We start from the raw sequence: 24,894 nt of genomic DNA, 5'->3' as shown, positions 1-24,894 counted from the left end.
TTACCAGTGGAAAAATGGTGGGACATCTTTGGAGATTCAACTCTGGCCGACGCCTTTTTGGATCGTATGGTGCACACATCTTATAGAATTGAATTAAAAGGAGAAAGTCTAAGAAAAAAAAGGTAAAATTGTCATGCCGTCAGCTATGACAGGCCAAATCCCCGAGGGGGTCAGTATGGTGCATTACTGGGGTCAATATTGCCAGAATATCCACAACCATAAGAAAACCGAATTAACCGATCCTAACGCACGAGCAGAAGTGCTTACCCATAACTTCCTAGTATATGATCGTAGTGAGATCTTATCCGAGGTTGAGGTGTTAAGAGAGTTGAAACCGAAGTTAAAGAATGATGGGTATCACGTTGCCTTGAGCTTTGCTAAGGAGGATATTTTGGATAATCAGCGGCTAATCTCCATAGCAAAAGATTACATGCAGGGAATGGGATTTGATGCAGACTTAAACTATTTCGCACTTTGGAAGCATAATGATGGTGAGGATCACGACCATATACACGTTCATTTACTATTGACTCGAATAGGTTTCAATGAGGGGAAGGCTACCGTGGTTTCCGATTCCAATAACTACAAACGAAGTGAGGTGCTGTGTCGCAGACTAGAGCAAAAATACGGCTTGGCAACTGTTCTCTCTTCCAAGGATTCTCTTGAGCGAGCGCCCAACAAGGATGAATTGGAGATGGTACAACGAACCGGAAAACCTTCAGACAGGATGTTGATGCAAGAAAGAGTTAAGCTCGCCTTGACACGATCTGATTCCGTAGAAAGCTTTATACGGACATGCCAGGATCAAGGAATATACTTACTTTTTAATCAATCAAAAACCACGGGCAGGGTTTCAGGAATAACCTACGTTAACGATAACGGATTCTTGGCAAAAGGGCAGAAGCTCGGAAATATGTATAAATGGAATAACATATTAAATGAAATACAATATGAACAAAGCACAGACAGCAAAGCAATTAACGAAGCAAACAGTCGAACAAGAGTACGATTTAAGGACTTGCTTTCTCAAGGAGACGAGCGACATCAAGATAGGGGTGATGGCTCTTGGGAACGGGCAAAAAGTGATTATACAGAATCAACAAATCATTCACGAGGCGATCAACTCGCTGAAAGAACCGGAGGCCAACGCGAATCAAGCAGCAATCCTTCAGCAACTATCGGAAACGAAGAAAGAATATCTGAAAATGAAAAAACTGATAGTCATCAGCTTTCTAACGGTGCTGGTGCCGCTCTTAGCAGTTTTAGCAGCTTTGTTGGTGGGGCATCTGCTAAGGACATAGACGATGACGAGCCAAATAAAAAAAGACGAAGAAGACGGTAATTCTCAAGCTTTTATGCACATACATAAATAAGCACCTATGCATTAGAGTATTTACAAGAGTATATCGATACATTGAAATATAATAAAACACGACATTGCTCCGACATTAAATCTGATGTATTTAACTGACGACGCTCCGAGGGAGATGAAAAAAGGCCACCGAAAAATATACATTTATTTAACGAAGCTTCACTGTCAAGATATACATTTGTATATAAAAACCAATGTTCAAAAATATACATTTATATAAAAATATTAGCTGTTAAAATATACAATTGTATATAAAAACCAATGTTTAGAAATATACATTTATATAAAAAATATTAGCTTTCAAAATATATAATTGTATAAAAACCACGATCCAAAAGAATATACATTTGTATAAATATTTGTGCCTTTTCTACTGTAAAGTATTGCTAGTGTAAAGCTTACCTATTAAGTATAATTGCCAGATTGTACCTTCATATAAATAGATAGAAGGTCGTAGTATTCAGACAGGGTAATTTCTAAATTTTGATAGTCTGCAGGGTTAATTTTTTCGAAGTCCAAAAAATGTTTTTGAAGAAACAAGTACAAAGACGGTGTGATTTTCTTGTTTTCTATATATTCTCTTAGTTCCCGATCGAAATTTTCAGTGTACAGGTCTTCATCCTCCAATAACCCCATGTTAAGCCTAGTCATAATCTTCAAGGCACCTGCGACTGGCTCATTTTCAAGTAATACTTTTACGATATCCTCTCTACCTTGCTTATCTATATTTGGCAAATAGCGAACACAAGTCTTGAATAGAATCTCATTACCTTCCCGGGGATCAGTTGACAAGAATTTGCTTTGGTAATTTGAAAACTCCTTACTAAAAGCTACCTTATTATACCTTAAAAGATCCTCCGCAGGGTTTTCAGTGCCAAATAACGATAGATCGAATATTGATTTGAGAGGTAAATAATGGCTTGGAAAATTCATTGACTAGGTTTTCTTTGGTTTGCGATTGATCAGATAGAACAGCCCCCACGTTATTGCCACGTAAATTAAGCCCCGTCCCGGATTCCCCGACATATTTCCAGCGAAAGTTACGCCCGTGGTAATAAAAATCGCTAGTATAAAAGTGATAAACTTCATAAGCGAATATAGCAATAATACTGCTACATGTAGCGGTGCTATTCTTTTCGATCTTTTCTTATTTGCGTGGATGGATAAAAAGCCCAATGTTACAGAAGTTGAAATTTACTTAATTGCTAAAGTGAAAGAGCTTCGGATTCAAAGAGGCATTTCTCAATCTCAATTGGCTCATCTTTTGGATGCGCCAATTTATAAGCTTGAACTTCTGGAACTAAAGAGAGCCCTGATAAAGTTGAGATCCCTTGAATCAAAGATACTTGTTTCTATAAAGGACGATCCTAATAAATTTATAGTATTGACTGAAACTGACAGTCTGGGCGAAACTTATAGATACAAGATTATCTTAAAAGAATATTTGACGGCTTTTAGATTACTAGATGGTAGTTGGAAACTTTCCAACCCCGAATGTAAGTTTGAGAAACGTAAGAGGGTTTCTGATAATGTGACTGAAGTTTTAGATCGAAATATTAAGCTGAACCGAGGATTTGAAAATATTAAACATGCATTAAATGTTGTGGGTAATAATTCAGAGCTATTTGATATAATTACCTCTGAAGGGCTCGTGCTTAGAACATACTTATAAATCCAAAAGATGATTTGTCTTAGTGCTTTAGAGTTTCAGTCATATTCTGCGGTCATGTCTTTTCGGTGAGCGAACATATTCTATAATTTTCTGTACCGATTTTGTATTCTATTTATCACAAAACACTGATATTTAATGATATATACTTTTTGTATCGGTAAGTAATTAATCATCTACCTTATCCTATAAGTTAATTTCTTTATCGGCTTCATATCTATTTGCATATAAAATTATGTTGCTTATATGAATACGAGCAATAGCATATCATAAACATTTAGCTGGATTTACTTTTAAAAGCATTTGCGGAGATTATTCCCTTATTCTCCGCAAAATATGCGGAGAATAAATTGGTCTGCGAAGCAAACTTCCTAAAATATGATGTAAACAAAATTTTCTATCTACCATATATCACATACTGTCAATCGAATTTTTTCGGTTTTTCAAACCGCTGTGGATAATAAATCCAAAGATAATAGCACTCACAGCATAACAGGTGTAAACTATACTTACCTGAGCAGGATCATTATTGTTCGAAACAGATATGGCTATCAATGCCCATATTCCCACGGCGGCAAATTCGCGAAGGTTTCTGGTATAAACCATAATTACATTAACAAGTCCAGCTATACAGATCATAATGATTGCCCAGGTAACACTTGAGATGCCCCATCCTTGCCAATCTATTTTAGTTAAATAGGCAGCGATGTTTGCAATAAAAGCCACGGTAATCCATCCCGAATACAAGGCAAAAGGCCAGTATATGAAAAGATATTCTTTCAAAGGATGAGCATCCAGTTCCATACGGGTATTGACGATGATCTTGAGCAAAGAAAAAAGGATTACAGCCATAATCACAACCGAAATACCCGTATAATCATATAACCAGGCTACTACCCAAAGGCAATTTGCTAGACAGGACAGAACAAACCACCAGCCTATTTTTGCGACTACATCAGATTTGACCGGGTCTTTTTTACCATTGATTCCGGTATATAAAACAAAAGCCAGTAGTCCAAGATAAATGATACCCCAGATGGAAAAGGCATAGCCGGCTGGTGTAAAATAATTAAAATACCTATCAGATACCGTTTTCATGGTATTGCCATTCAACAGCCCTGTATTAGAAAGGTAATTAACCAATATCGTTAGGACGAGAGCAAGTCCGTTGGCGAAAGGAAGAATTTTTTTAGAACTGTCCATTTTAGTATTAGAAAATAAATTACCCAGTTAAGGTAAGGAAATTTACAGTAAAGTGTGATGATTAATGTTTAGCTATCAAAAACTGGTGGACTAGTAATGACCAAGATTAAAGACTTGCTTTAGCCATCATAATATATTTTTCTTATATCATTCCAAGTAATTAATTCAATATTATTCTCCTTGATTTTAGCTTCAATTTCTATGTTGGTAAAACTTTCAAAATCAATTTGCCGCCATTTAGAACCGAAATTAGGGTGATTAAGCGTTATTCCCTTCATTTCGGGATCATCAAAAGCCGGATGAATTAAAATAATGTTTAAGCCGCTTACCAGGTTATCAAAAACCTGTGTATAATAATCTTTTAAACTGCCCGACTCAAAATATTCCCATATTCCATAATGCGCTTTTGCAATGATTAGATCTTTCTGGTGTAGGTTGTCTTTTGCATTTAGGCCAACCATTTCCATCAATTGCTCGCCAATCATAACTGGAAGAGCATATTCTTTGCCTAGCTCCCGATAAACTTGAAAAAATTCAGGACTTGCGCCAATACTGAACATATGAGAATCAAGATGAGTAGGCTTTAATCCAAATTTTAATGCCTTGTCTATTTGTGCCTTAAGTTCTTTTTTAACATCTTCAGCAGTGGCATTTGCGCTTAGCTGATCTCTCTTCTTATAAAAGTGACCATTCTGATCTACCAAACTTGGAACTTCAGAAGCCGGTAAAACAGGTCCAAATTTATAGTTCTCCCATTCGCAAGTAAGGGTTAGGTGAACACCATAATCAAACTCGGGATGATCTTTTGCATAAATCGCCATCTCATAGAACCATGGGCAACTAACCATTATACTATAAGAATTTACAATGCCTACCTCCAGGCATTGAGTTGTAGCCATGTTTTCAGAATGAGATAATCCGGCATCGTCTGCATGTATTATCAACAACTTTGTATTTTCGTTGAATCCTAATTTTTTAGCTACATTCATTGTATTAGCGCTTTTTTGTAAATGTTTCTTTGCGAAATAGCCAGTGACAAAATTAAATAAGTTGCAGCCTGATGTGTTGAGCTACCTCAACCAAAACTATTATATTTTTGATAATCACACAACCATGAGCTAAAAATACGCTTGTATTTTATCAATGAATATTTATATATTTTAATCATGCGCCAAAGCAGAGCGTATCCTTTAATTATGCAATAACTTATATTCCCGGCATATATCAATCTTCAACTACTCCTTCACAACCCTTAACCCATAAACCGGACCAACGTTATTTTTTGCTTTGGGTAATAATTTAACCGTTAATTTATTCCTGCCTTTGGTTAGTTCGGGAGGGATTTTGTAAGGAACATCATAGAAACGGCTTTCTTTATATTTATTTAAATCTTCGGTTGCTATTTTAATGCCATCAACTAAAATATCGAAAATGCGGCCCCGATTATCCATACCCCAGTAGGAAGCTATGATTGTATTTGGCGAGCTTGGGTCTACTTTAACATCGAATTGCAAAAAGCCATCTTCGCCTGCGAGGCGCCATTTGCGGCCATGCTCTTCACCCATAGATTCTTTGGCTGCGGTAAAATTGTGGTCGCGTTCGGGTTGCATTTCTCCAAAGCGGAAAACATCTGTTGTTTTATCTTCGAGTTCCTTTTGCTTGCGTTTCTGTTCATCATAAATTTTCTGCTGAACGGCCCATTTCTCTGGTGTAAAAACATCCCAATACACACTATAGTATTGGTTTTTAGTTTGGTAAAATGGAATCATGGTTACCTCGGCAGGTTGAGCGGTGTTGACGGTTTGAAATTTTAATTCCTGTTGATTGACAACGCTCAACCAATCTTTCGGGTTGTTGGTGGCGCTAACAAAAACAGGTACACCTTTAACAGGGTCGGGTTCGGTAGTGCCTAAAATACCAGCTAATAAAACCGGTCCATAGAAAACTGCTCTTCGCTCGGCATTATCGGGCATTGCTTCGGTATGTAATTGCTCCGGTGTGGTGTAGGTTATCTTATCGTTGTTTTTCCATGTTCGGTTTATTAGGAAGTAGCCAGCTTCATCAGGATTTATTTTTTGAAGATTTCCATTTACATAAACCGTAGGCTCATTACTCCATTTCGGTCTTCTGAGGCGAATGGAAAATGTGCTAGGTTTGCTGGTATTAACTGTTAATTCTGTTTTATCACCCTGAGGTAATGCTGTTTCCTGCGTAATTTTAATGCCTTTTTCTTTCCAATTTAACGTTGAAGGGATGAATAAGTTAACATACAAACTCCCATCACTGCCTCTAAAATAGATGCTTTCATTGTACTTTACATGGTTTTCCATTCCTGTACCAACGCAGCAGGTAAAGGTGTTAAATTTATCACTGTATTCTTTTTTGCCACCCATGCGTAATGGTACGAAGTAGCAGGTCATGCCATCATCGTGGTTTTGAGAAGCCAGAATGTGGTTGTAGAGTGCTTTTTCGTAATAATCAAATAACTCTGCAGAAGGATTTTCTGTAAACAAATGCCCGGTTAGCTTAAGCATGTTATAAGTGTTGCAGGTTTCGGTTGTGTTTTCTGTAAGTTTATCGTTCAGTTTGTTTGGCTCGCTTAAATATTCATAGTTGCTGTTGCCTCCGGTTGCGTAAGAGTGGTTGTACACGATGGTTTTCCAAAAGAAATCGGCTATTGCCTTATCGTTTTTATCGCCTGTAATTTCATGTCGCCTGGCGCTGGCAATAATTTTCGGAATTTGGGTATTGGAGTGCTTTCCCGGTAAAATATCCTGTTGATTGGCTAGTGGATCGAGTATGCGCTTATCGTAAAATTTGTATGATAGATTGAGGTACTTTTTCTCGCCAGTAATGGCATACAGATTTACCAAGGCATCGGCCATGCCACCGTATTCGCAAAACAACATCTTTTGCAATTGTTCATCATTTAAGCCGCCGATGGTATTTTCAGTCCAGTTGGCCATGCCAATACATTCTGCCAATGCTTTTTTATTTCCGGTGTACAAATAGGCATCGAGCAAACCAGCCATTACTTTATGAACGGTGTACCAAGGCGACCAACCGCCGTTTAAATCAAAACCGCCTGATTTTATGTTTCCTTTTGCTACTTCGATCCATATTGCATCTTCTTTAGGAATTGCTCCGATGTAGCCTGTTTTTCTGGCTTTTTGGCATTCGGCAAGTTCATCGATAATGTAATTTACTTTTTGTAGGAAGATTGGGTTTCTGGTTGATGCATATTGCATGGAAATGGCCGATAGGTAATGGCCTAAACTGTGTCCCGCCAAACCATCAGATTCCCAGCCACCGTATATTTCTGCTTTAGGTGTTAATCCTGCATTTTTTCTAAAACCTGCCAACAATCTATCCGGTTCTATAACGGTTAGGTAAGCTTCATCGACTTTCATTGCAACTTTAAAAGTGCTTTCCAGCAAAGTTACCTGCGATAAATCGAAAGCATAAGCCTTTATGGGTGTAACGTTTTTAACTTTTATTCTGGCATCAGCAAATTGAGGCATGTAGTTTTGAGCATATATTTTCGTGGAAAGGAGTAGCAAAATGGCTATTAGGCTTTTATAGATAAACATCTTCATATTCTAATTCATCAGGAAGACTAAAATTATCAAAATGTATATGGAATTGTTGCTTAGTATTTTGCAGCTATTGTGCATATTTTACCTTAATTTTAGATAAAAAACCAATTATTTACGATTTTTATACCATATGGATGGCTTATATTTTGCCAATACGAACCATATTTTATCCATTCATTCTAAAATTAGCACGAAAGTGAATGCTTTTGGGATATTTGCTTAACCTCAAAAAAATATGTTTGATAGAGAAATTTATATTAAAAGAAGAGCAGTTTTAAAGTCGAAATTTTCAACAGGCTTATTGCTTTTTTTAGGTAATGATGATAGTCCGATGAATTATGCTGCCAATAGTTATCACTTTAGGCAAGACAGTAATTTCTTGTATTATTTTGGCATCAGCGAACCATCTTTAACGGCTGTAATTGATATTGATGAAGATGAAGTGATTCTTTTTGGAGATGAGATGAGCATTGATGATATCGTTTGGATGGGCAGGCAAAAAACGCTTCAGGAGAAAGCATTTGATGCCGGATTAAGCAATATTCAAAGTTCTGATAAGTTGGAAGTTTATCTAAACAGAAATAAACAACAGCATAGAGAAGTTCGATTCTTGCCTCCATATCGGTCTGAAAATAAAATTAAATTATCGCAATGGTTTGATTTGTCAATCTCTGACCTTGAACATTCAGCTTCAGTTACATTTATTCAATCAGTTGTTTCACAGCGTTCTATAAAAGCAGAAGAAGAGATTGTGGAGTTGGATAAGGCAGCAGCATTATCGGCAGATATACATTTGATGGTGATGCAAACGGCAAAGCCAGGAATGTACGAGCGTGAGTTGGCGGCGAAAATCCAAGAGGCTGCATTGGCATCAGGCGGAAACCTTGCATATCCTGCAATTTTAACGGTTCAGGGCGAAATCCTCCACAATCATTACCATGGCAATATTTTAAAAGAAGGACAAATGGTGCTGAATGATTCGGGGGTAGAAACGGCCTTAGGTTATGCCGGCGATCTTACCCGAACTTTTCCGGTAAGTAAGAAATTTAGTTCTGCGCAAAGAGATATGTATAACATCGTGTTGGGTGCTTATACTAATGCCAAAAATGCTTTGGCTCCTGGTGTCCGTTACCTGGATGTTCACTTAACGTCATGTAAAACTTTAGCGCAAGGTTTAAAGGACCTGGGTTTAATGAAAGGTAATGTAGATGATGCGGTTGAAGCGGGTGCACACGCTATGTTTTTTCAATGCGGTACCGGCCATATGATGGGTCTGGATGTTCATGATATGGAAGATTTAGGTGAGCAATATGTCGGTTATACCGAATCGCTTAAAAAGAATACCACACAATTTGGTTTAAAATCTTTACGGTTGGGCAAAGCACTTGAAAGTGGTTATGTGCTAACGGTTGAGCCTGGTATTTACATCATACCAGAATTGATTGACAGGTGGAAAGCTGAGCAAAAATTTTCTGAATTTATTGATTATGAAAAATTAGAGCAGTTTAGAGATTTTACAGGAATTCGTATCGAAGATGATTTTCTTATCACAGAAGGCGGGCACAGAATGCTTGGAAAACATCTTGCACAAAGCGTTGAAGAAATTGAAACCATAAGAACAAATGCTTTTTAATAGATTTATAATGAGAACAATACTGCGTTTAACTACTTTTTTGCTTATTATCATGCCTTTTAATAATGGTTTTGCACAAAGCCCAAAGGTTTTTACCAAGGCCGATACTTTAAGAGGAACGATAACACCAGAACGTAGCTGGTGGGATGTGCAACGTTATGAGCTTGCTATTAAGCCGGATTATAATGATAAGAGTATAAGCGGTTCTAATCAAATCGTTTATAAGGTTGTAGGTGCCAACAATGGCAAAACCCGCATGCAGATTGACTTACAAGAGCCATTGATTATTGACAGTATTCTGTACAACGGTAAACTGAAATTAAAATTTGAGCATACAGGCAGCGTTTGGTATGCACATGTGCCTGCTCAAAAAATATCGGCAACAAACAATGTAAATATATTTTATCATGGTAAAGTACATCAGGCAAAGCGAGCGCCATGGGATGGTGGTTTTATTTTTACTGCTGATTCGCTCGGTCGCCCGTGGATGACCGTTGCATGCCAGGGTTTGGGTGCTTCGGTTTGGTATCCGAATAAAGATCATCAAAGTGATGAGCCGAATTTGGGTGCATCTTTAACCATGACCATTCCTGATACTTTGGTAGCCGTTGGTAACGGTAGATTGGTTTTTAAAAAAACCAATAACGATGGTACAGCTACTTATAAGTATAATGTTGTTAATCCCATCAGCAATTATTGCATCATTCCATACATTGGTAAGTACGTAAACTTTAAAGAAAAATATGCAGGCGAAAAGGGTGCTTTAGATTTAAATTATTGGGTGCTTGATTATAATTATCCAAAGGCGAAAACCTACATGCCCGACCAGGTTCATAAAATGTTAAAAAGTTTTGAGTACTGGTTTGGTCCGTATCCTTTTTATGAAGATGGTTACCAGCTTATTGATGCTTCGCATACCGGAATGGAACATCAATCGGCTGTTTCTTATGGCAACTGGTATAAATTTGGTTATCGTGGAAGAGATATGTCTGGTGATGGTTGGGGTTTAAAATGGGATTTTATCATCATCCATGAGAGCGGACACGAATGGTTTGGCAACAACATTACAACCAATGATTTAGCTGATATGTGGGTACATGAAGGTTTCACCAATTACAGCGAAACGCTTTTTGTTGATTATATTTTTGGTAACAAGGCTGGTAATGAATACAATTTCGGCATTAGAAAAGGTATCAGAAACGATATTCCAATTATTCCGCCTTATGGTGTAAACGCTCAGGGAAGTGGAGATATGTATCCAAAAGGTGGAAACATGTTGCATTCTATTCGTCACGGATTAAACAATGATGAACTTTTCCGAGCGATTTTAAGAGGCTTGAATAAAACATTTTATCATCAAACCGTAAACACTAAGCAAATAGAAAATTATGTTTCTAAACAGGCAGGGTTTAATTACGATAAAGTATTTGACCAATATTTGCGAACTATACAAATACCAACGTTAGAATATTATTTGAAAAATGGGAAGGTTTTTTATCGTTATACGAATTGTGTGAAAGGATTTAATTTGCCACTTACTTTAACCAAAAAAGGAACTAAATCGATAAAAGTTATTCCGACAGAAAACTGGCAAGAAATCGCTTTGGGAAATGGTCAGGATGCATTATTCACAAAACAGGCTATAGAATTTATGTATTACCTAAATGTCGAAAAAGTAAATTAATCAGGATAAGATTTTGTATCATAAATTGGTGTATTTATAACTTATATAGGTTAATATTAAACAATAGTTGGATGGCTGTATGAACTAACTTTGAAAAGATAAATCAAAATAATAATAAATTAAAGATAAAATAATGAGTATAAAATGGACTGGCGTATTTCCTGCCGTTACCACAAAATTTACATCTAACGATGAGCTAGATTTTGAAGCATTCGACCTAAATATTGAGGCACAATTAGAAGCTGGTGCCGAAGGAATTATTTTAGGAGGTTCGCTTGGTGAAGCAAGTGTGCTTACGGATGATGAGAAATTTAGTTTACTATCGCATACGCTAACTGTTGTAAATGGCAGAGTGCCTGTTTTATTAAATATAGCAGAATCTACAACCAAAAAAGCAATTGAAGTTGCAGCAAAAGCCAAATCTTTAGGTGCAAATGGTTTAATGTTATTGCCGCCAATGCGTTATAATGCAGCTGCTGATGAAACATTGGCGTTTTTTGGCGCAATTGCCGAAAGCACGGATTTGCCAATAATGATATACAACAACCCTGTTGATTATAAAATTGAAGTAACACTGGATATGTTTGAAGTGCTTACTAAATATGATAACATTCAGGCAATTAAAGAATCTACCAGAGATGTTTCTAACGTAACCAGATTGATTAACCGTTTCGGAGAGCGATTTAAAATTTTTACAGGAGTAGATCCATTGGCGATGGAAAGCATTGTGATGGGCGCTCATGGCTGGGTTGCTGGTTTAGTAGATGCTTTTCCGAAAGAAACGGTGGCAATTTTCAGATTGATTAAAGAAAATAGAATTGCTGAAGCATTAACCATTTACCGCTGGTTTTTACCTGTGCTTGAATTGGATATTCATCCAAAACTTGTACAATATATTAAGCTTGCAGAAGTTGCAACCGGTTTAGGTACAGAAGCAGTTCGTGCGCCTCGTTTACCGCTGCAAGGTGAAGAACGTGAGCGTGTTTTAAAAATTATTAACGATGCGTTGGCTACTCGCCCCGAATTGCCTGCCGGCAGTTGGGGAAAATAGTTCGATAAAATATGAACGGAAAAAATATTGTAGCAGCAACATTTGTAGATACAAATGCGCAGAAATTAAATGCTGTAAATCCTTCGACGGGACAGATAATAGATGGTGATTTTGACAAGGCTAATGAGCAATTGGTTGATGAAGCTTTAGTAGCTGCTACAGACGCTTTTGCGATTTACAGATCCATTAATAAAGATGTTAAGGCTAAATTTTTAAATGTCATTGCCGATGAAATTTCGGCAATAACCGAGGATTTGGTAAAAAGAGCATCCGTAGAAAGTGGTTTGCCTGCAGCACGTTTACAAGGTGAAGTTGGGCGCACAACCGGACAATTGCGTTTATTTGCCAACTTAGTAGCCGAAGGTTCATGGGTTAACGCAATAATTGACACTGCACAACCCGAGCGACAACCATTACCAAAACCGGATATCAGAAGAATGCTTATCCCGATAGGACCTGTAATAGTTTTTGGTGCGAGTAATTTTCCGTTGGCATTTTCTGTTGCAGGTGGCGATACCGCTTCTGCATTAGCTTCGGGTTGCCCGGTAATTGTAAAAGCACATCCAGCGCATTACGGTACAAGTGCCTTGGTTGCCGAAGCAATTATGAAAGCGGTAGGAAAAACGGGAATTCCAAAAGGTGTATTTTCTATGTTGTACGATGATGGATTTGAAATTGGTTCGGCATTGGTTAAACATCCACTAACAAAAGCAGTAACTTTTACGGGCTCATTTAAAGGCGGCATGGCCTTAGTTAAACTTGCAGAACAAAGACCAATTCCTATTCCGGTGTTTGCAGAAATGGGTAGTATTAATCCTGTGATTTTTCTTCCAAAAGCTTTAGAAACGCAAGCTGAAACTTTAGCTAAAAAATATGCTGCATCCATTACACAAGGTGCAGGTCAATTTTGTACAAACCCAGGCTTAATGCTTGCAATCGCATCGCCTGCACTTGATACGTTTAAAAAAGCATTATCTGAAGCAATTTCGTTAATCCCATCTGCAACAATGCTTACAGCAGGCATTGCACATAATTACAATGAACTCGCTTCAGAAATTATCATTGATGATAGCACTTCGATTTTAGGTATTTCCAATTTGAAAGACAAAGATTTGCAAAACCAATCTCAAGCTTTGGTTGCACAAATTGATGCTGCAGATTTTATCGCTAACCCTAAATACAGAGAAGAAATTTTCGGACCATATTCATTGCTGGTTGTTGCCAAAAATTTAAGTGAATTGGAAGCTGCAATTGCTGTGTTGGATGGTCAGCTTACGGCAACACTTATGGCTGAAAGTGAAGAATTGAAAAATTATTCATCGCTTGTAAATACACTAACGGACAAAACCGGGCGAATAATTTTAAATGGCGTACCCACAGGAGTTGAGGTTTGTGCCGCAATGCAACATGGTGGTCCTTTTCCCGCAACAAATGATAGTCGTTTTACCTCTGTAGGTTCTACAGCCATTTATCGTTTCGTTCGTCCACTTGCTTATCAGGATTGGCATCCGGATTTATTGCCCGATGAATTAAAGAACGGTAATCCATTACATATTTTTCGAACAGTTGACCAAAAATTAACCAATCATGAGTAAGACTTTTTTCTGCGTTGATGCGCACACTTGCGGTAATCCGGTTAGGTTGGTAGCTGGTGGCGGACCGCAATTAATCGGCGCTAACATGAGTGAGAAGCGTCAACACTTTTTAAAAGAGTTTGATTGGATAAGAACAGGTTTAATGTTCGAACCTCGTGGTCATGATATGATGTCGGGAAGTATTCTCTATCCACCGCACGACCCAGCTAACGATGTTGCAGTTTTATTTATCGAAACCAGCGGTTGTTTGCCCATGTGTGGTCACGGCACCATTGGAACCATAACCATTGCGGTAGAAGAAGGATTGATCCAGCCGAAAATACCTGGCATAATTAGAATGGAAGCACCTGCTGGTTTGGTGTTAATCGAATACAAGCAGGAAGGTAAAAAAGTTAAATCCGTTAAACTGCGGAATGTAGCTTCTTACCTGGCTGCAGAAAATCTTCAAGTAGATTGCCCTGATTTGGGCTTGCTTACCTTTGATGTCGCCTATGGTGGAAATTTCTATGCCATTGTAGATCCACAGCAGAATTTTCCAGGATTAGAAAACTATACCGCATCGCAACTTATTACCTGGAGTCAAACCATTAGGAAACGGATAAATGAGCTTTATACTTTTGTGCATCCGCTCGATGAAACCATTAATGGCTGTAGCCACGTATTGTGGACAGGTAAAACAATTGATCCGACATCAACCGGCCGTAATGCCGTTTTTTATGGAGACAAGGCAATCGATAGGTCGCCTTGCGGAACTGGAACTTCTGCCCGAATGGCGCAATGGCATGCTAAAGGAAAACTAAAGAAAGGTGAAGATTTTATCCATGAAAGTTTTATCGGAAGCAAGTTTACTGGTCGGGTAGAAGATGAAGTTAATTTAAATGGAATTAATGCCATCATCCCGAGTGTAGAAGGATGGGCAAAGGTTTTCGGATACAACACGATAAAAATCGATGCGGAAGATGATCCTTATGCTTACGGTTTTCAGGTTATTTAACAATACAATTCGATTTGTATTCCAAATCGTAAATATAAAAATACATGGCGAAGGTTTTAATTATTGGTGGTGGTATTGTTGGACTAAGTTCTGCTTATTATCTTCATAAAAAAGGATTTCAAGTTACCGTACTGGATAAAAGCAATGTTGTAGATAATTGCTCTCTAGGAAACGCCGGGATGATTGTACCCAGTCACTTCGTTCCTTTGGCTGCTCCAGGAATGATTAGTCAGGGCATCCGTTGGATGTTTGACAGCAAAAGCCCATTTTATGTTCGGCCAAGTTTAAACTTAAATCTGGTAAACTGGGGATTGAAATTTATGAAGCATGCAACTGTAAAGCATGTTGCAGCAGCTGCAGAGCCACTTAGAGATTTATCTTTATTAAGCAAAAAGCTTTATCAGGATTTAGCAAGCAAACCAGACTTTGATTTCGAGTTGACCAATAACGGGATTCTTGCCTTTTACAAAACAGAAAAAGCAGGTGAGGAGGAAGCGCATTTAGCTAAAAGGGCTTTAGAATTAGGTTTGGATATGGCCGTTTTAAATGCTGCGGAATGCAAAGCTTTGCAACCAGAATTGGAACTGGACGTACTTGGTGCAGTACATTACCGTTGCGATGCTCACCTTTATCCGGGCAAACTGATTAAGAATCTAATTCAATATCTGGAGCAGAATGGTGTTAAAATTATGAGTAATAGAGCGGTTGATAAAATAGAATCAGACGGAAGCCGTATAACAAAAGTTTTTACTGGGAATGAAGTTTGGGAGGCTGATGAATTTGTTCTTGCAAGTGGTTCATGGTCGCCGGCAATTGCAAAAATGATAAATTTGAATATTTCCTTAATGCCAGGTAAGGGTTATTCGTTTATGGAACCTGAACCGAAAAATCGCATCATAATACCGGCATTATTATGTGAAGCAAGGGTTGCAATTACCCCGATGAATGGGAGTATCAGGTATGGCGGCACAATGGAATTGGATAAAATTAATACACGGATAAATATGCAAAGAGTTAAGGGCATTGTAGAATCTGTTCCAAAATATTTTCCTGATTTAAAACCTCAATTGCCTGCACAAGATAAAATTTGGTACGGTTTCAGGCCAGCATCCCCTGATGGTTTACCATACATCGCCAGAAGTATAGAAAAGAAAAACCTGATTGTTGCAACCGGACATGGCATGATGGGATTGAGTTTAGGTCCTGCTACAGGTTTATTGGTTAGTCAAATTATTGCCAACGAGCGAGCAGAAATTAGCTTAGATGCATTTAAATTACGTTAATTTGATTTGTGCGTAATTATTGCTTTGTAACAAATTCATAGATAATTCTACAAGATTTTATCAAATATTAACCATATTTTAACTTACTAATACAAATGCTTCATTTTATGGGTTAATTTATATACATTCAGATAAGAATTCCTATAATCATCCCGTATCATGAAAGTATTACCATTTACAATGCTTGTCCCAGACGACAAAAGCGTTATATCTGAACATATAGAACTTCCATTCTTTTATCAATATTTGCACAGGCATGATGAGTGGCAAATCACTTATATCGAAAAAGGCGAAGGAACATTAATTGCTGGTAATGATATGCACCCTTTTACTTCAGGGGATGTATTTTTAATAGGCGCTAAATTGCCCCATTTATTTAAAAGCAATCCTGAATATTTTTCGAACGATAAAGACATCACTGTAAAAGCTTGCTCGGTTTATTTTAATTCTAATGGAATTTTGAGTGCTTTATTTGGGCTACCAGAAATGAAAGCCGCTAGTTTATTTCTTTCAAGAAATAAGCATGGTTTTAAAATCCCTGAGCAGTTTACTAAAACCATCGTACAAAAAATGTTCGATGTTCACCATGCATCTGGGTCGCATGTTCTGTTTACATTTTTAAAATTGGTTAATAGTCTTCATAGTTTAAATGAAAACGTTATACCATTATGTTCCGATTTATATTCTTCCAATGTTTCCGAAAATGATGGCATGCGTTTGAGTAAAATCATCAATTTTATAACCGAAAATTATAACAGCCAAATATCTCTAGAGGATGTTGCAAATGCAGCCTTTATGACACCACAGGCATTTTGCCGTTATTTTAAAAAACACACCGGACACACTTTTGTATCCTTTTTAAATGAAGTAAGAATTAACGATGCTTGTAAAAGTTTAATCTCGGGCGCCAAGGCAGATTGTATTTCTGGTGTTGCCTATAAATCAGGTTTTAACAGCATCACAAATTTTAACAGGGTTTTTAAGAGTATTATTGGTCAATCGCCAAGGGCATATATCGATACTTATAAAAATGTAAGTAAAGTGAATTATAATGTTGCTGTAGGTATTTAAATAGTAATTACTTAAAATTTATGTCGTTATCTCGGCTGCGCTCGAAATGACGATGGTTCTTCCTGCCGTCATCTCGACTGAAGCGCAGCGAAGTGGAGAGATATTTGAGAACAGATTATTTCTTATTACGAGATTTCTTGGCGACGCTCGAAATGACGGGGCGAAGACTTTGTATTTACGCAACAAACTGCTGTTTATAAACCTGACAATAGCGGCAGCCCCGAGTTTTTCTACGAGGGCTACAGCGGTTGGCAGGGCTCAAACCCCGATGAAATACTGAACGTTCATTTCCAAAATTAAAAAACAGCAATAAAAATATTGAAAATACTTTATTCTTTATCTCTAACCTAGGCTTTTAAATTGGCTTATAATTAAGTCAATTACAAAGATTTCTCGACTTCGCTCGAAATGACGATGGCTTTTCCTGCCGTCATCTCGACTGAAGCGCAGCGAAATGGAGAGATCTTTGAAAATAACTGAATTGGCTATTAAAAAGATTTCTCGGGTACGCTCGAAATGACGGTTAAAGAATTTTCAAATGCAGATTATTTTTTGGAAAGCAATTGCAGTAGTGCTTTTGAAAAAGCAGTCCCGCCCTCGTTTCTGCCGATGAAAAATCGGCATCTCACTAAGTCGGGTTTAGGGATGTTATGTTTGTGCTGCTATTAAAGACCGTTTAGCTCTTCCCTCATTTTTGTCTTAACAAGTTAGTTTCTCGGTGTGTGTCTTCACAGACCAAAACTTTCAAATTACAAAGATTTCTCGGCTGCGCTCGAAATGATGATGGCTCTTCCCGCCGACATCTCGACTGAAGCGCAGCGAAATGGAGAGATCTTTGAAAATAGATGAATTGGCTATTAAAAGATTTCTCGGCTACGCTCGAAATGACGGTTGAAGAGTTTTCAAATGCAGATTATTTTTTGGAAAGCAATTACAGTAGTGCTTTTGAAAAAGCAGTCCCGCCCTCGTTTCTGCCGATGAAAAATCGGCATCTCACTAAGTCGGGTTTAAGGATGTTATGATTGTGCTGCTATCAAAGACCGTTTAGCTCCTCCCTCATTTTTATCTAAACAAGTTAGTTTCTCGGTGTGTGTCTTCACAGACCAAAAACTTTCAAATTACAAAGATTTCTCGGCTACGCTCGAAATGACGATTATTGATATTTCCCACTTGCCTAACAAACCGTTGTTTATAAACCTGACAATAGCGGCAGCCCCGAGTTTTTCTACGAGGGCTACAGCGGTTGGCAGGGCTGCAAACCCCGATGAAATACTGAACGTTCATTTCCAAAATTAAAAAACAGCAATAAAAATATTGAAAATACTTTATTCTATATCTCTAACCTAGGCTTTTAAATTGGCTTGCTAATTAAGTCAACTACAAAGATTTCTCGGCTACGCTGGAAATTACGATGGCTCTTCCTGCCGTCATCTCGACTGAAGCGCAGCGAAATGGAGAGATCTTTGAAAACAACTGAATTGGCTATTAAAAAGATTTCTCGGCTACGCTCGGAATGACGATTATTGATATATCCCCCTTGCCTAACCAACCGCTGTTTATAAACCTGACAATAGCGGCAGCCCCGAGTTTTTCCACGAGGGCTACAGCGGTTGGCAGGGCTGCAAACCCCGATGAAATGCTGAACGTTCATTTCCAAAATAGAAAATTACTATAAATCGGAATTAATAGATATTTTTTTGGAAAGCAAATACAGAGTGCTTTTGAAATAGCAGTCACGCCCAGGTTTCTATCTCTGAAAATCAGTATCTAAATAAGTTAAAAATAAATATTTGAAAACGATTCTTATTTAGACTAATTCTTATTAATTTTGAAATTGTAAATTAACATCAGTTAAAGCAATTGATCATTACATAAAATGAAAAAATTATTATTCGCAATTAGTCTGCTTTGGAGTATTTCTGTTCAAGCTCAAAAGAATAGTCTTTTAGAATCTTCATTCTGGCAAACAAAACCAGATGTGAATGCCGTTAAAGCTGAAATAGAGAAAGGAGCAAATCCTGCTCAGTTTAATCCATCAAGTTTCGACCCGGTAGTTATGGCTATCAATGCTGAGGCGCCTAATGAAACCATTAAATTTCTATTGTCTCAACCAGGTAACGATGTAAATAAACTTACCCACGATGGACGTATTTACGTGCATTGGGCCGCAAGTAGGGGAAATAGTGAAATTGTTGACTACTTAATTTCGAAAGGTTCTGATGTGAAGATGAAAGATAGTCATGGTACAAGTCCATTATTATTTGCCGCTTCTGCAGCACAGCAAAATACCAAAATTTACGATTCATTTATTGCTAAAGGAGTTAATCTAAAAACGGATTTAAGTGGTTCGGGCGCTAATGCGTTATTGGTAGCCATAGGAAATGATAAGGATTTTAAGCTAACAGATTATTTTGTTTCTAAAGGATTAAGCTTAAAAAGTGTTGATGCAGAAGGACATAATGCTTTTGGTTATGCAGCAAAATCGGGTAATGTAGATGTGCTCAAAGCTTTAATCGCTAAAGGTGTTCCAGTTGATAACGGTGCGATTTTAATGGCTGCAGAAGGCTCACGCAGAGGTCCGGCACCAATCGAAGTGTTTCAATATTTAGAAAGTTTAAAGGTTAAACCCACCGCTCTTACTAAAGATGGTAGAAATGTTTTACATATTATCGTTCGTCGCCCAGGTCAGTTAGCATTAATTAAGCATTTTATTGCTGAAGGCGTTGATGTTAACCAGGCTGATGCGGATGGAAACACTGTTTTAATGAATGCTGCAATGTCTAATCGAGATACAGCTGTTTTTGAAACATTATTGCCAAAAGTTAAAAATATTAACCAAGCCAATGCAAAAGGATTAACGGCATTAGCAATGGCTGTAAACAGTAATTCGCCTGCAATTGTGAATTTACTTATTGCTAAGGGTGCAAATCTAAATTCAGTTGATAAGGATGGAAACAACCTTGCTTATTATTTAATTCAATCTTATGCTCCAGAAGGCGCTCGCCAAGCACCCGGTTCGCCAAGTAAAGCACAAGAGTTCGAACAAAAAATGAAAGTGTTGCAGGATAAAGGTTTTAATATTGTAACCCCGCAACAAAATGGAAATACATTGTACCACCTAGCCGTTGCAAAAGGTGATATTGCACTAGTTAAACGTTTTCAGGATTTATCAATAGATGTTAATGCAAAAAATAAAAATGGCATCACAGCGTTACATAAAGCTGCAATGATTTCTAAAGATGATGCCATGTTGAAATATTTGCTGTCTATTGGTGCTAAAAAAGATTCGAAAACAAGTTTTGATGAAAGTGCCTTTGATTTAGCAAGTGAAAATGAATCACTTTCAAAAGGAAATGTATCACTTAGCTTTTTAAAATAAAGAAATGAATAATATTTTTAAAGTATCTCTACTGGTTTTAGCGCTAGCTTTTATAAAACCAAATCACGCATTGGCACAAACTGCTAAATACAAATGCATGATACAAATGACTAATTATATGGGCGAAGGCGCTTACATCGTTATTTCATTAATTAATGCAAAAGGAGCGTATGAAAAAACGCTTTATGTATTGGGTTCTGATAAAAAATGGTACAACAGTTTAAAAGAATGGCATAAGTTTAATGCTAAAAAACCTGCAAATATTAGTGCGATTACTGGCGCTTCTTTAACAGGTGGCGATCGTGGTGTTTCTGTAATTGAAATTGATAAATCGAAAATTAATACGGGATACAAATTGCGTTTTGAGAGTGCAGTTGAAGATCAAAAATATAATGTTAAAGATCTTGAAATTCCATTAACGACTGAATCATTATCTGCAAAAAGTGATGGTACAGGTTTTATAAGATACGTACGTTTTAGTCCTAATTAATTCTTTTAGGCTAATGATGAATAATTTTTGGAGATACTGTCATCTTGCTTTGGCAGTATCTTCCTTTCTTTTTCTTTTGCTTGCATCCACTACGGGTGCCATTTTATCGCTCGAGCCCGTGGTGGAAAGGTCAAAACCTTTTTCAGCAGGCAATCTTGAAGAAATAACCCTTGCTCAATCTATTCCTGTACTTAGGGATAAATATCCAGGCCTCACCAAAATTTCTGTTGAAAACAATCAGTTTGTTTTAATTGAAGGAACCGATAAAAATGGTGATGACCTTAAGGCATACATCGACCCAAAGACAGGTGAAATACTTGGTAAACCTGATGCAAAAAATGAATTTTTTCAATGGGTAACTACGCTTCACCGATCTTTATTCTTACATGAAACCGGACGGATATTTATTAGCGTAACTGCATTTTTGCTGATTCTGATTTCGGTTTCCGGGATTTTGCTTATCGTAAAACGTCAACGAGGTATTAAGCGGTTTTTCGCCAAAATACCAAACGACGGATCTAAACAATACTACCATACCGTAGCTGGTCGGCTATTGTTGGTTTTTATCTTCCTAATAGCAATCAGCGGAACTTACTTATCGTTAAATACGCTTGGAATAATCAAACCTTTTAAAGCAGGAGTGGAAGTTGATTTTGATAAAATTAAAAGCGGTGCCCAAATTAATGTTAAAGACTTCGAGATTTTTAGAAGCATTAATTATGCTGATGTTCATACTATAGAATTTCCTTTTTCGGAGGATATTGAAGATTATTTTATTTTAACATTACAGGATAAAGAAATTGCTGTAAATCAAATAACCGGTGTTGTTTTAGCTGAAACAAAATATCCATTCTCTGTTTTGGTTGCAGATTTAAGTATGAAAATTCATACCGGTAGAGCGAGTATCCTATGGTCTATTATTTTAGGTATTGCATCACTAAGCATTCTCTTTTTTATTTATTCAGGCTTTGCAATAACCTTAAAAAGAATTTCAAAACGTTCGAAGAATAAGTACGCGAAAGAAGAATGTGTTTATATATTGCTTACTGGTTCTGAAAATGGTTCAACCCTACGGTATGCCTCTTCAGTTCATAGTTTGTTACTAAAGCAGGGCAAAAAGGCATTTTTAACATCGTTGAATAATTATTCTGTTTATCCTAAGGCAGAACAAATAATCGTGTTTACATCAACTTATGGCGATGGCGAAGCACCGACTAATGCAAATAAGTTTATGTCGTTGGTGAATACAACACCTCAAACGCAGCAGGTAAATTTCTCGGTTTTGGGTTTTGGCTCTAAAGCATATCCTGATTTCTGCAAGTTTGCTTTTGATGTGCATAATCTTTTATCGGCACAAAATTGGGCTAAACCGTTAATAGATATTCATACGGTTGATGAAAGGTCGCCTGCAGATTTACTTTTATGGCAAGAATCTTGGTCGCAAAAAGCTAATATTTCTTTTGCTGAATTTTCAGATTTTGAGAAGGAAAATCAAAAATCCTTAAATGCATTTACAGTTAAATCACACAGTAACTCAGGAGATACAATTTTAATTAATTTTAAACCATCAATTAGAAACAAGGCAAAATCTGGAGATTTATTGGCTATTTATCCTGCTAACGACCACCGCGAGCGATTGTATTCTATAGGAATTGTAGATAAATCAATCCAACTAAGTGTAAAACTTCATGAAAATGGCTTAGGCTCAGGTTTCTTGAATAGATTAAAACCTGCTGATCGATTTAAAGCCAGAATCATAAAAAATCCACATTTCAATTTTCCGGAAAAAGCTTCAAAACTTATTTTGATTTCTAACGGTACTGGTATTGCTCCTTTTTTAGGGATGATAGATGAGAATAAAAATAAAATTAGCTGCCACTTGTATTGTGGTTTTCAAACTGCCTCTTCATTCGAGCCATTTAAAGAATTTCTGAGTAATAAGCTTCGGGAATCCAAATTAAGTAAATTAAATGTAGCATATTCAAGAGCAGAATCAAAACAATATGTTAGCCACCTCATCGCCTCAGATTCAGCTTTAATAGCAGAAAATTTACTAAACGGTGGTGTTGTAATGATTTGTGGTTCACTATCGATGCAAAAGGATATTCTTGTTATTTTAGATGAAGTCTGTGCAACTCAAACCAATAATCCTTTATCATTCTACCAGTCCAGAAATCAGATTTTAATGGATTGTTATTAAATTTTACAAGGCATAACAATGAAAAATTTATTGCTTTCTGCGCTAATCTTCTTTGCTTTACAATCCAGTTCCCAAGTTTTACGCAAACGCACAACCTTGCTAATGGGCGGGCGGTTTGATATTACTATTGTTGCGGAAAATAAGGAATTAGCAGAGAAAAATATTGATTCGGTGGTAGCTGAAATATCCAGAATTGAAAATTTAATATCCGACTGGAAATCTGATTCTCAAATTTCAAAGGTTAATCAGAATGCTGGAATCATGCCTGTTAAAGTTGTCAAAGAGGTTTTTGAACTAACCAAACGAGCACTTGAATTATCAAATGCAACACATGGTGCTTTCGATATCAGCTTTGCTGCAATGGATAAGATATGGAAGTTCGATGGCTCTATGACTCAGATGCCATCAGAAGAAAGCATAAAAAAATCTGTTTCACTGGTTGGTTTTGAGCATGTTATTTTGAACCAAGATAGTTCTACCATTTTTCTCAAATACAAAGGAATGAAAATTGGTTTTGGTGCATTGGGTGAAGGATATGCAACCGATAAATGTAGGCAAATGATGTTGGCAAAAGGAATTAAAGCTGGTATTGTAAATGCATCTGGTGATATGAGTACTTGGGGAAAACAACCAAATGGTGCGAAATGGCTTGTTGCCATCACCAACCCAATCAATGAAGAAAAAATATTACCAACCATTCCAATAGAAAATGAAGCAATTGTTACTTCAGGAAATTATAGAAAGTTTGTAGAATTTAATGGCAAAAGATACTCGCACATTATTAACCCTAAAACCGGCTACCCTGCAACCGGCTTAATTAGCGTTACGGTTATAGGACCAAGTGCAGAAATTGCAAACGGTTTAAGTACATCGACAATGGTTTTAGGTAAAAGCGCAGGAATTGCATTTCTTGAAAAATACGCTGATTATCGCTTTATCTTGATAACCGATAAGGGCGAAATTATTCATTCGAAGGTTGCGAGTATGAATAAAATGAAATTACCAAAAAGAGTAAATTCATTTTAAATATTCTTCATACTTATTAAGCTAACTTTTAACGTAGGTTTTTGTTATCATTAAATAATTATGACATGATGTATAGCATCCTCGTTGTATCTTTAAAATTTAATTAACAAATATGAATACTGAAAAAGCCATTCTTGCCGGAGGTTGCTTCTGGGGAGTAGAAGAACTTATCCGTCAGCTGCCGGGTGTAATTTCTACTGTAGTAGGATATACCGGAGGCGACGTTCCAAACGCGACTTATAGAAACCACGGTACACATGCCGAAGGAATTGAAGTAGTTTTCAATCCAGAAATACTTTCTTATCGTTCTTTGTTAGAATATTTCTTCCAAATTCACGATCCATCAACAAGAAACAGACAAGGAAACGATGTTGGTACTTCTTACCGCTCTGCTATTTTTTATGCTGATGATAACCAACGTAATACAGCTGAAGAACTTATTGCAGAAATGGATGCTTCGGGTAAGTGGCCAGGTAAAATTGTTACTGAAATTGTACCTGAAACAGACTTCTGGAATGCTGAGGAAGACCATCAAGATTATTTACAAAAAAATCCTTACGGATATACCTGCCATTTTGAAAGACCAGATTGGAAGTTGAATTAGGTATTTTACGTCTTGCTATTTTAATATCTAAAAGCTTATAAAAA

Annotated in this window: 19 protein-coding genes; 15 read left to right on the top strand and 4 right to left on the bottom strand. The window is 37.1% G+C overall.

Annotated elements, in window-relative coordinates:
- Both D7004_RS02655 and D7004_RS02650 read left to right on the top strand, forming a co-directional pair.
- Positions 1-126 (top strand): ATP-binding protein (locus tag D7004_RS02655; RefSeq protein ID WP_167459380.1); only part of this gene is annotated, 126 nt, incomplete at its 5' end.
- A 19-nt stretch (positions 127-145) separates the two neighbouring features.
- On the top strand, positions 146-1,342 hold the full coding sequence (locus D7004_RS02650) for a relaxase/mobilization nuclease domain-containing protein (RefSeq protein WP_167459379.1): 1,197 nt from the start codon (positions 146-148) through the stop codon (positions 1,340-1,342).
- Between the two features lie 435 nt (positions 1,343-1,777).
- On the opposite strand, the gene D7004_RS02645 is transcribed toward D7004_RS02650, so the two are convergent.
- Positions 1,778-2,305 (bottom strand): hypothetical protein, encoded by a 528-nt coding sequence (locus D7004_RS02645; protein WP_123204319.1) that lies wholly within the window; start codon positions 2,303-2,305, stop codon positions 1,778-1,780.
- Between the two features lie 142 nt (positions 2,306-2,447).
- Between D7004_RS02645 and D7004_RS02640 the strand changes: the two genes are divergently transcribed.
- Positions 2,448-3,044 carry a hypothetical protein gene (locus tag D7004_RS02640; protein WP_167459378.1) on the top strand — a complete coding sequence of 199 codons (597 nt, stop codon included), beginning with the start codon at positions 2,448-2,450 and terminating at the stop codon, positions 3,042-3,044.
- Positions 3,045-3,452: 408 nt separating this feature from the next.
- Here the strand turns inward: D7004_RS02640 and D7004_RS02635 are convergent, their stop codons facing one another.
- The 3 genes from D7004_RS02635 to D7004_RS02625 all read right to left on the bottom strand — a co-directional run bounded on the left by D7004_RS02635 (position 3,453) and on the right by D7004_RS02625 (position 7,765).
- Entirely contained in the window at positions 3,453-4,244 is a 792-nt protein-coding gene (locus D7004_RS02635; protein WP_123204317.1) for a tryptophan-rich sensory protein, read from the bottom strand.
- A gap of 119 nt (positions 4,245-4,363) precedes the next feature.
- Positions 4,364-5,233 (bottom strand): polysaccharide deacetylase family protein, encoded by an 870-nt coding sequence (locus D7004_RS02630; protein WP_123204316.1) that lies wholly within the window; start codon positions 5,231-5,233, stop codon positions 4,364-4,366.
- 246 nt (positions 5,234-5,479) lie between these two features.
- The gene (locus tag D7004_RS02625) at positions 5,480-7,765 is read right to left on the bottom strand and encodes a glycoside hydrolase family 127 protein (protein ID WP_244214227.1); all 2,286 of its coding nucleotides are present in this window, start codon (positions 7,763-7,765) and stop codon (positions 5,480-5,482) included.
- A gap of 310 nt (positions 7,766-8,075) precedes the next feature.
- On the opposite strand from D7004_RS02625, the gene D7004_RS02620 reads away from it, so the two are divergent.
- The 12 genes from D7004_RS02620 (at position 8,076) to msrA (ending at position 24,850) form a co-directional block, all read left to right on the top strand.
- Positions 8,076-9,473, top strand: a complete 1,398-nt coding sequence (locus D7004_RS02620) for an aminopeptidase P family protein (RefSeq protein ID WP_123204314.1) — start codon at positions 8,076-8,078, stop codon at positions 9,471-9,473.
- A 10-nt stretch (positions 9,474-9,483) separates the two neighbouring features.
- Positions 9,484-11,157, top strand: coding sequence for a M1 family metallopeptidase (locus tag D7004_RS02615; protein WP_123204332.1), 1,674 nt, complete (start codon positions 9,484-9,486; stop codon positions 11,155-11,157).
- A 133-nt stretch (positions 11,158-11,290) separates the two neighbouring features.
- Complete coding sequence (locus D7004_RS02610; RefSeq protein WP_123204313.1) at positions 11,291-12,208, top strand: dihydrodipicolinate synthase family protein; 918 nt, start codon at positions 11,291-11,293, stop codon at positions 12,206-12,208.
- An 11-nt stretch (positions 12,209-12,219) separates the two neighbouring features.
- Entirely contained in the window at positions 12,220-13,803 is a 1,584-nt protein-coding gene (locus D7004_RS02605; protein WP_123204312.1) for an aldehyde dehydrogenase (NADP(+)), read from the top strand.
- Positions 13,796-14,797 carry a 4-hydroxyproline epimerase gene (locus tag D7004_RS02600; RefSeq protein WP_123204311.1) on the top strand — a complete coding sequence of 334 codons (1,002 nt, stop codon included), beginning with the start codon at positions 13,796-13,798 and terminating at the stop codon, positions 14,795-14,797. Before D7004_RS02605 ends, D7004_RS02600 begins: the two co-directional genes overlap by 8 nt.
- 44 nt (positions 14,798-14,841) lie before the next feature.
- A complete protein-coding gene (locus D7004_RS02595; RefSeq protein ID WP_123204310.1) occupies positions 14,842-16,080 on the top strand; it encodes an NAD(P)/FAD-dependent oxidoreductase in 1,239 nt (412 codons plus the stop codon).
- Between the two features lie 159 nt (positions 16,081-16,239).
- A complete protein-coding gene (locus D7004_RS02590) occupies positions 16,240-17,151 on the top strand; it encodes an AraC family transcriptional regulator (RefSeq protein WP_123204309.1) in 912 nt (303 codons plus the stop codon).
- 1,876 nt (positions 17,152-19,027) lie between these two features.
- Positions 19,028-20,530, top strand: a complete 1,503-nt coding sequence (locus D7004_RS02580; protein ID WP_123204307.1) for an ankyrin repeat domain-containing protein — start codon at positions 19,028-19,030, stop codon at positions 20,528-20,530.
- Positions 20,531-20,534: 4 nt separating this feature from the next.
- Complete coding sequence (locus D7004_RS02575; protein ID WP_123204306.1) at positions 20,535-21,020, top strand: DUF2271 domain-containing protein; 486 nt, start codon at positions 20,535-20,537, stop codon at positions 21,018-21,020.
- Positions 21,021-21,033: 13 nt separating this feature from the next.
- Positions 21,034-23,220, top strand: a complete 2,187-nt coding sequence (locus tag D7004_RS02570; RefSeq protein ID WP_123204305.1) for a PepSY domain-containing protein — start codon at positions 21,034-21,036, stop codon at positions 23,218-23,220.
- A gap of 18 nt (positions 23,221-23,238) precedes the next feature.
- Positions 23,239-24,246 carry an FAD:protein FMN transferase gene (locus D7004_RS02565; protein WP_208646775.1) on the top strand — a complete coding sequence of 336 codons (1,008 nt, stop codon included), beginning with the start codon at positions 23,239-23,241 and terminating at the stop codon, positions 24,244-24,246.
- 112 nt (positions 24,247-24,358) lie between these two features.
- Positions 24,359-24,850: a peptide-methionine (S)-S-oxide reductase MsrA gene (msrA, locus tag D7004_RS02560; RefSeq protein ID WP_123204304.1), complete on the top strand. Its 492-nt coding sequence runs from the start codon at positions 24,359-24,361 to the stop codon at positions 24,848-24,850.
- Positions 24,851-24,894: the final 44 nt, after the last annotated feature.

Source organism: Pedobacter jejuensis (assembly GCF_003725795.1).
GTDB lineage: Bacteria > Bacteroidota > Bacteroidia > Sphingobacteriales > Sphingobacteriaceae > Pedobacter > Pedobacter jejuensis.
Note: the sequence above shows the minus strand (reverse complement) of the source record. Positions and strands in the feature narration are given on the sequence as shown.

Excerpts from the sequence above, each read along its gene's own strand:
- D7004_RS02650 (WP_167459379.1), top strand. The coding sequence starts at position 146 with ATGACAGGCCAAATCCCCGAGGGGGTCAGTATGGTGCATTACTGGGGT.
- D7004_RS02645 (WP_123204319.1), bottom strand. The coding sequence starts at position 2,305 with ATGAATTTTCCAAGCCATTATTTACCTCTCAAATCAATATTCGATCTA.
- D7004_RS02635 (WP_123204317.1), bottom strand. The coding sequence starts at position 4,244 with ATGGACAGTTCTAAAAAAATTCTTCCTTTCGCCAACGGACTTGCTCTC.
- D7004_RS02630 (WP_123204316.1), bottom strand. The coding sequence starts at position 5,233 with ATGAATGTAGCTAAAAAATTAGGATTCAACGAAAATACAAAGTTGTTG.
- D7004_RS02625 (WP_244214227.1), bottom strand. The coding sequence starts at position 7,765 with ATGCCTCAATTTGCTGATGCCAGAATAAAAGTTAAAAACGTTACACCC.
- D7004_RS02620 (WP_123204314.1), top strand. The coding sequence starts at position 8,076 with ATGTTTGATAGAGAAATTTATATTAAAAGAAGAGCAGTTTTAAAGTCG.
- D7004_RS02615 (WP_123204332.1), top strand. The coding sequence starts at position 9,484 with ATGAGAACAATACTGCGTTTAACTACTTTTTTGCTTATTATCATGCCT.
- D7004_RS02610 (WP_123204313.1), top strand. The coding sequence starts at position 11,291 with ATGAGTATAAAATGGACTGGCGTATTTCCTGCCGTTACCACAAAATTT.
- D7004_RS02605 (WP_123204312.1), top strand. The coding sequence starts at position 12,220 with ATGAACGGAAAAAATATTGTAGCAGCAACATTTGTAGATACAAATGCG.
- D7004_RS02600 (WP_123204311.1), top strand. The coding sequence starts at position 13,796 with ATGAGTAAGACTTTTTTCTGCGTTGATGCGCACACTTGCGGTAATCCG.
- D7004_RS02595 (WP_123204310.1), top strand. The coding sequence starts at position 14,842 with ATGGCGAAGGTTTTAATTATTGGTGGTGGTATTGTTGGACTAAGTTCT.
- D7004_RS02590 (WP_123204309.1), top strand. The coding sequence starts at position 16,240 with ATGAAAGTATTACCATTTACAATGCTTGTCCCAGACGACAAAAGCGTT.
- D7004_RS02580 (WP_123204307.1), top strand. The coding sequence starts at position 19,028 with ATGAAAAAATTATTATTCGCAATTAGTCTGCTTTGGAGTATTTCTGTT.
- D7004_RS02575 (WP_123204306.1), top strand. The coding sequence starts at position 20,535 with ATGAATAATATTTTTAAAGTATCTCTACTGGTTTTAGCGCTAGCTTTT.
- D7004_RS02570 (WP_123204305.1), top strand. The coding sequence starts at position 21,034 with ATGATGAATAATTTTTGGAGATACTGTCATCTTGCTTTGGCAGTATCT.
- D7004_RS02565 (WP_208646775.1), top strand. The coding sequence starts at position 23,239 with ATGAAAAATTTATTGCTTTCTGCGCTAATCTTCTTTGCTTTACAATCC.
- msrA (WP_123204304.1), top strand. The coding sequence starts at position 24,359 with ATGAATACTGAAAAAGCCATTCTTGCCGGAGGTTGCTTCTGGGGAGTA.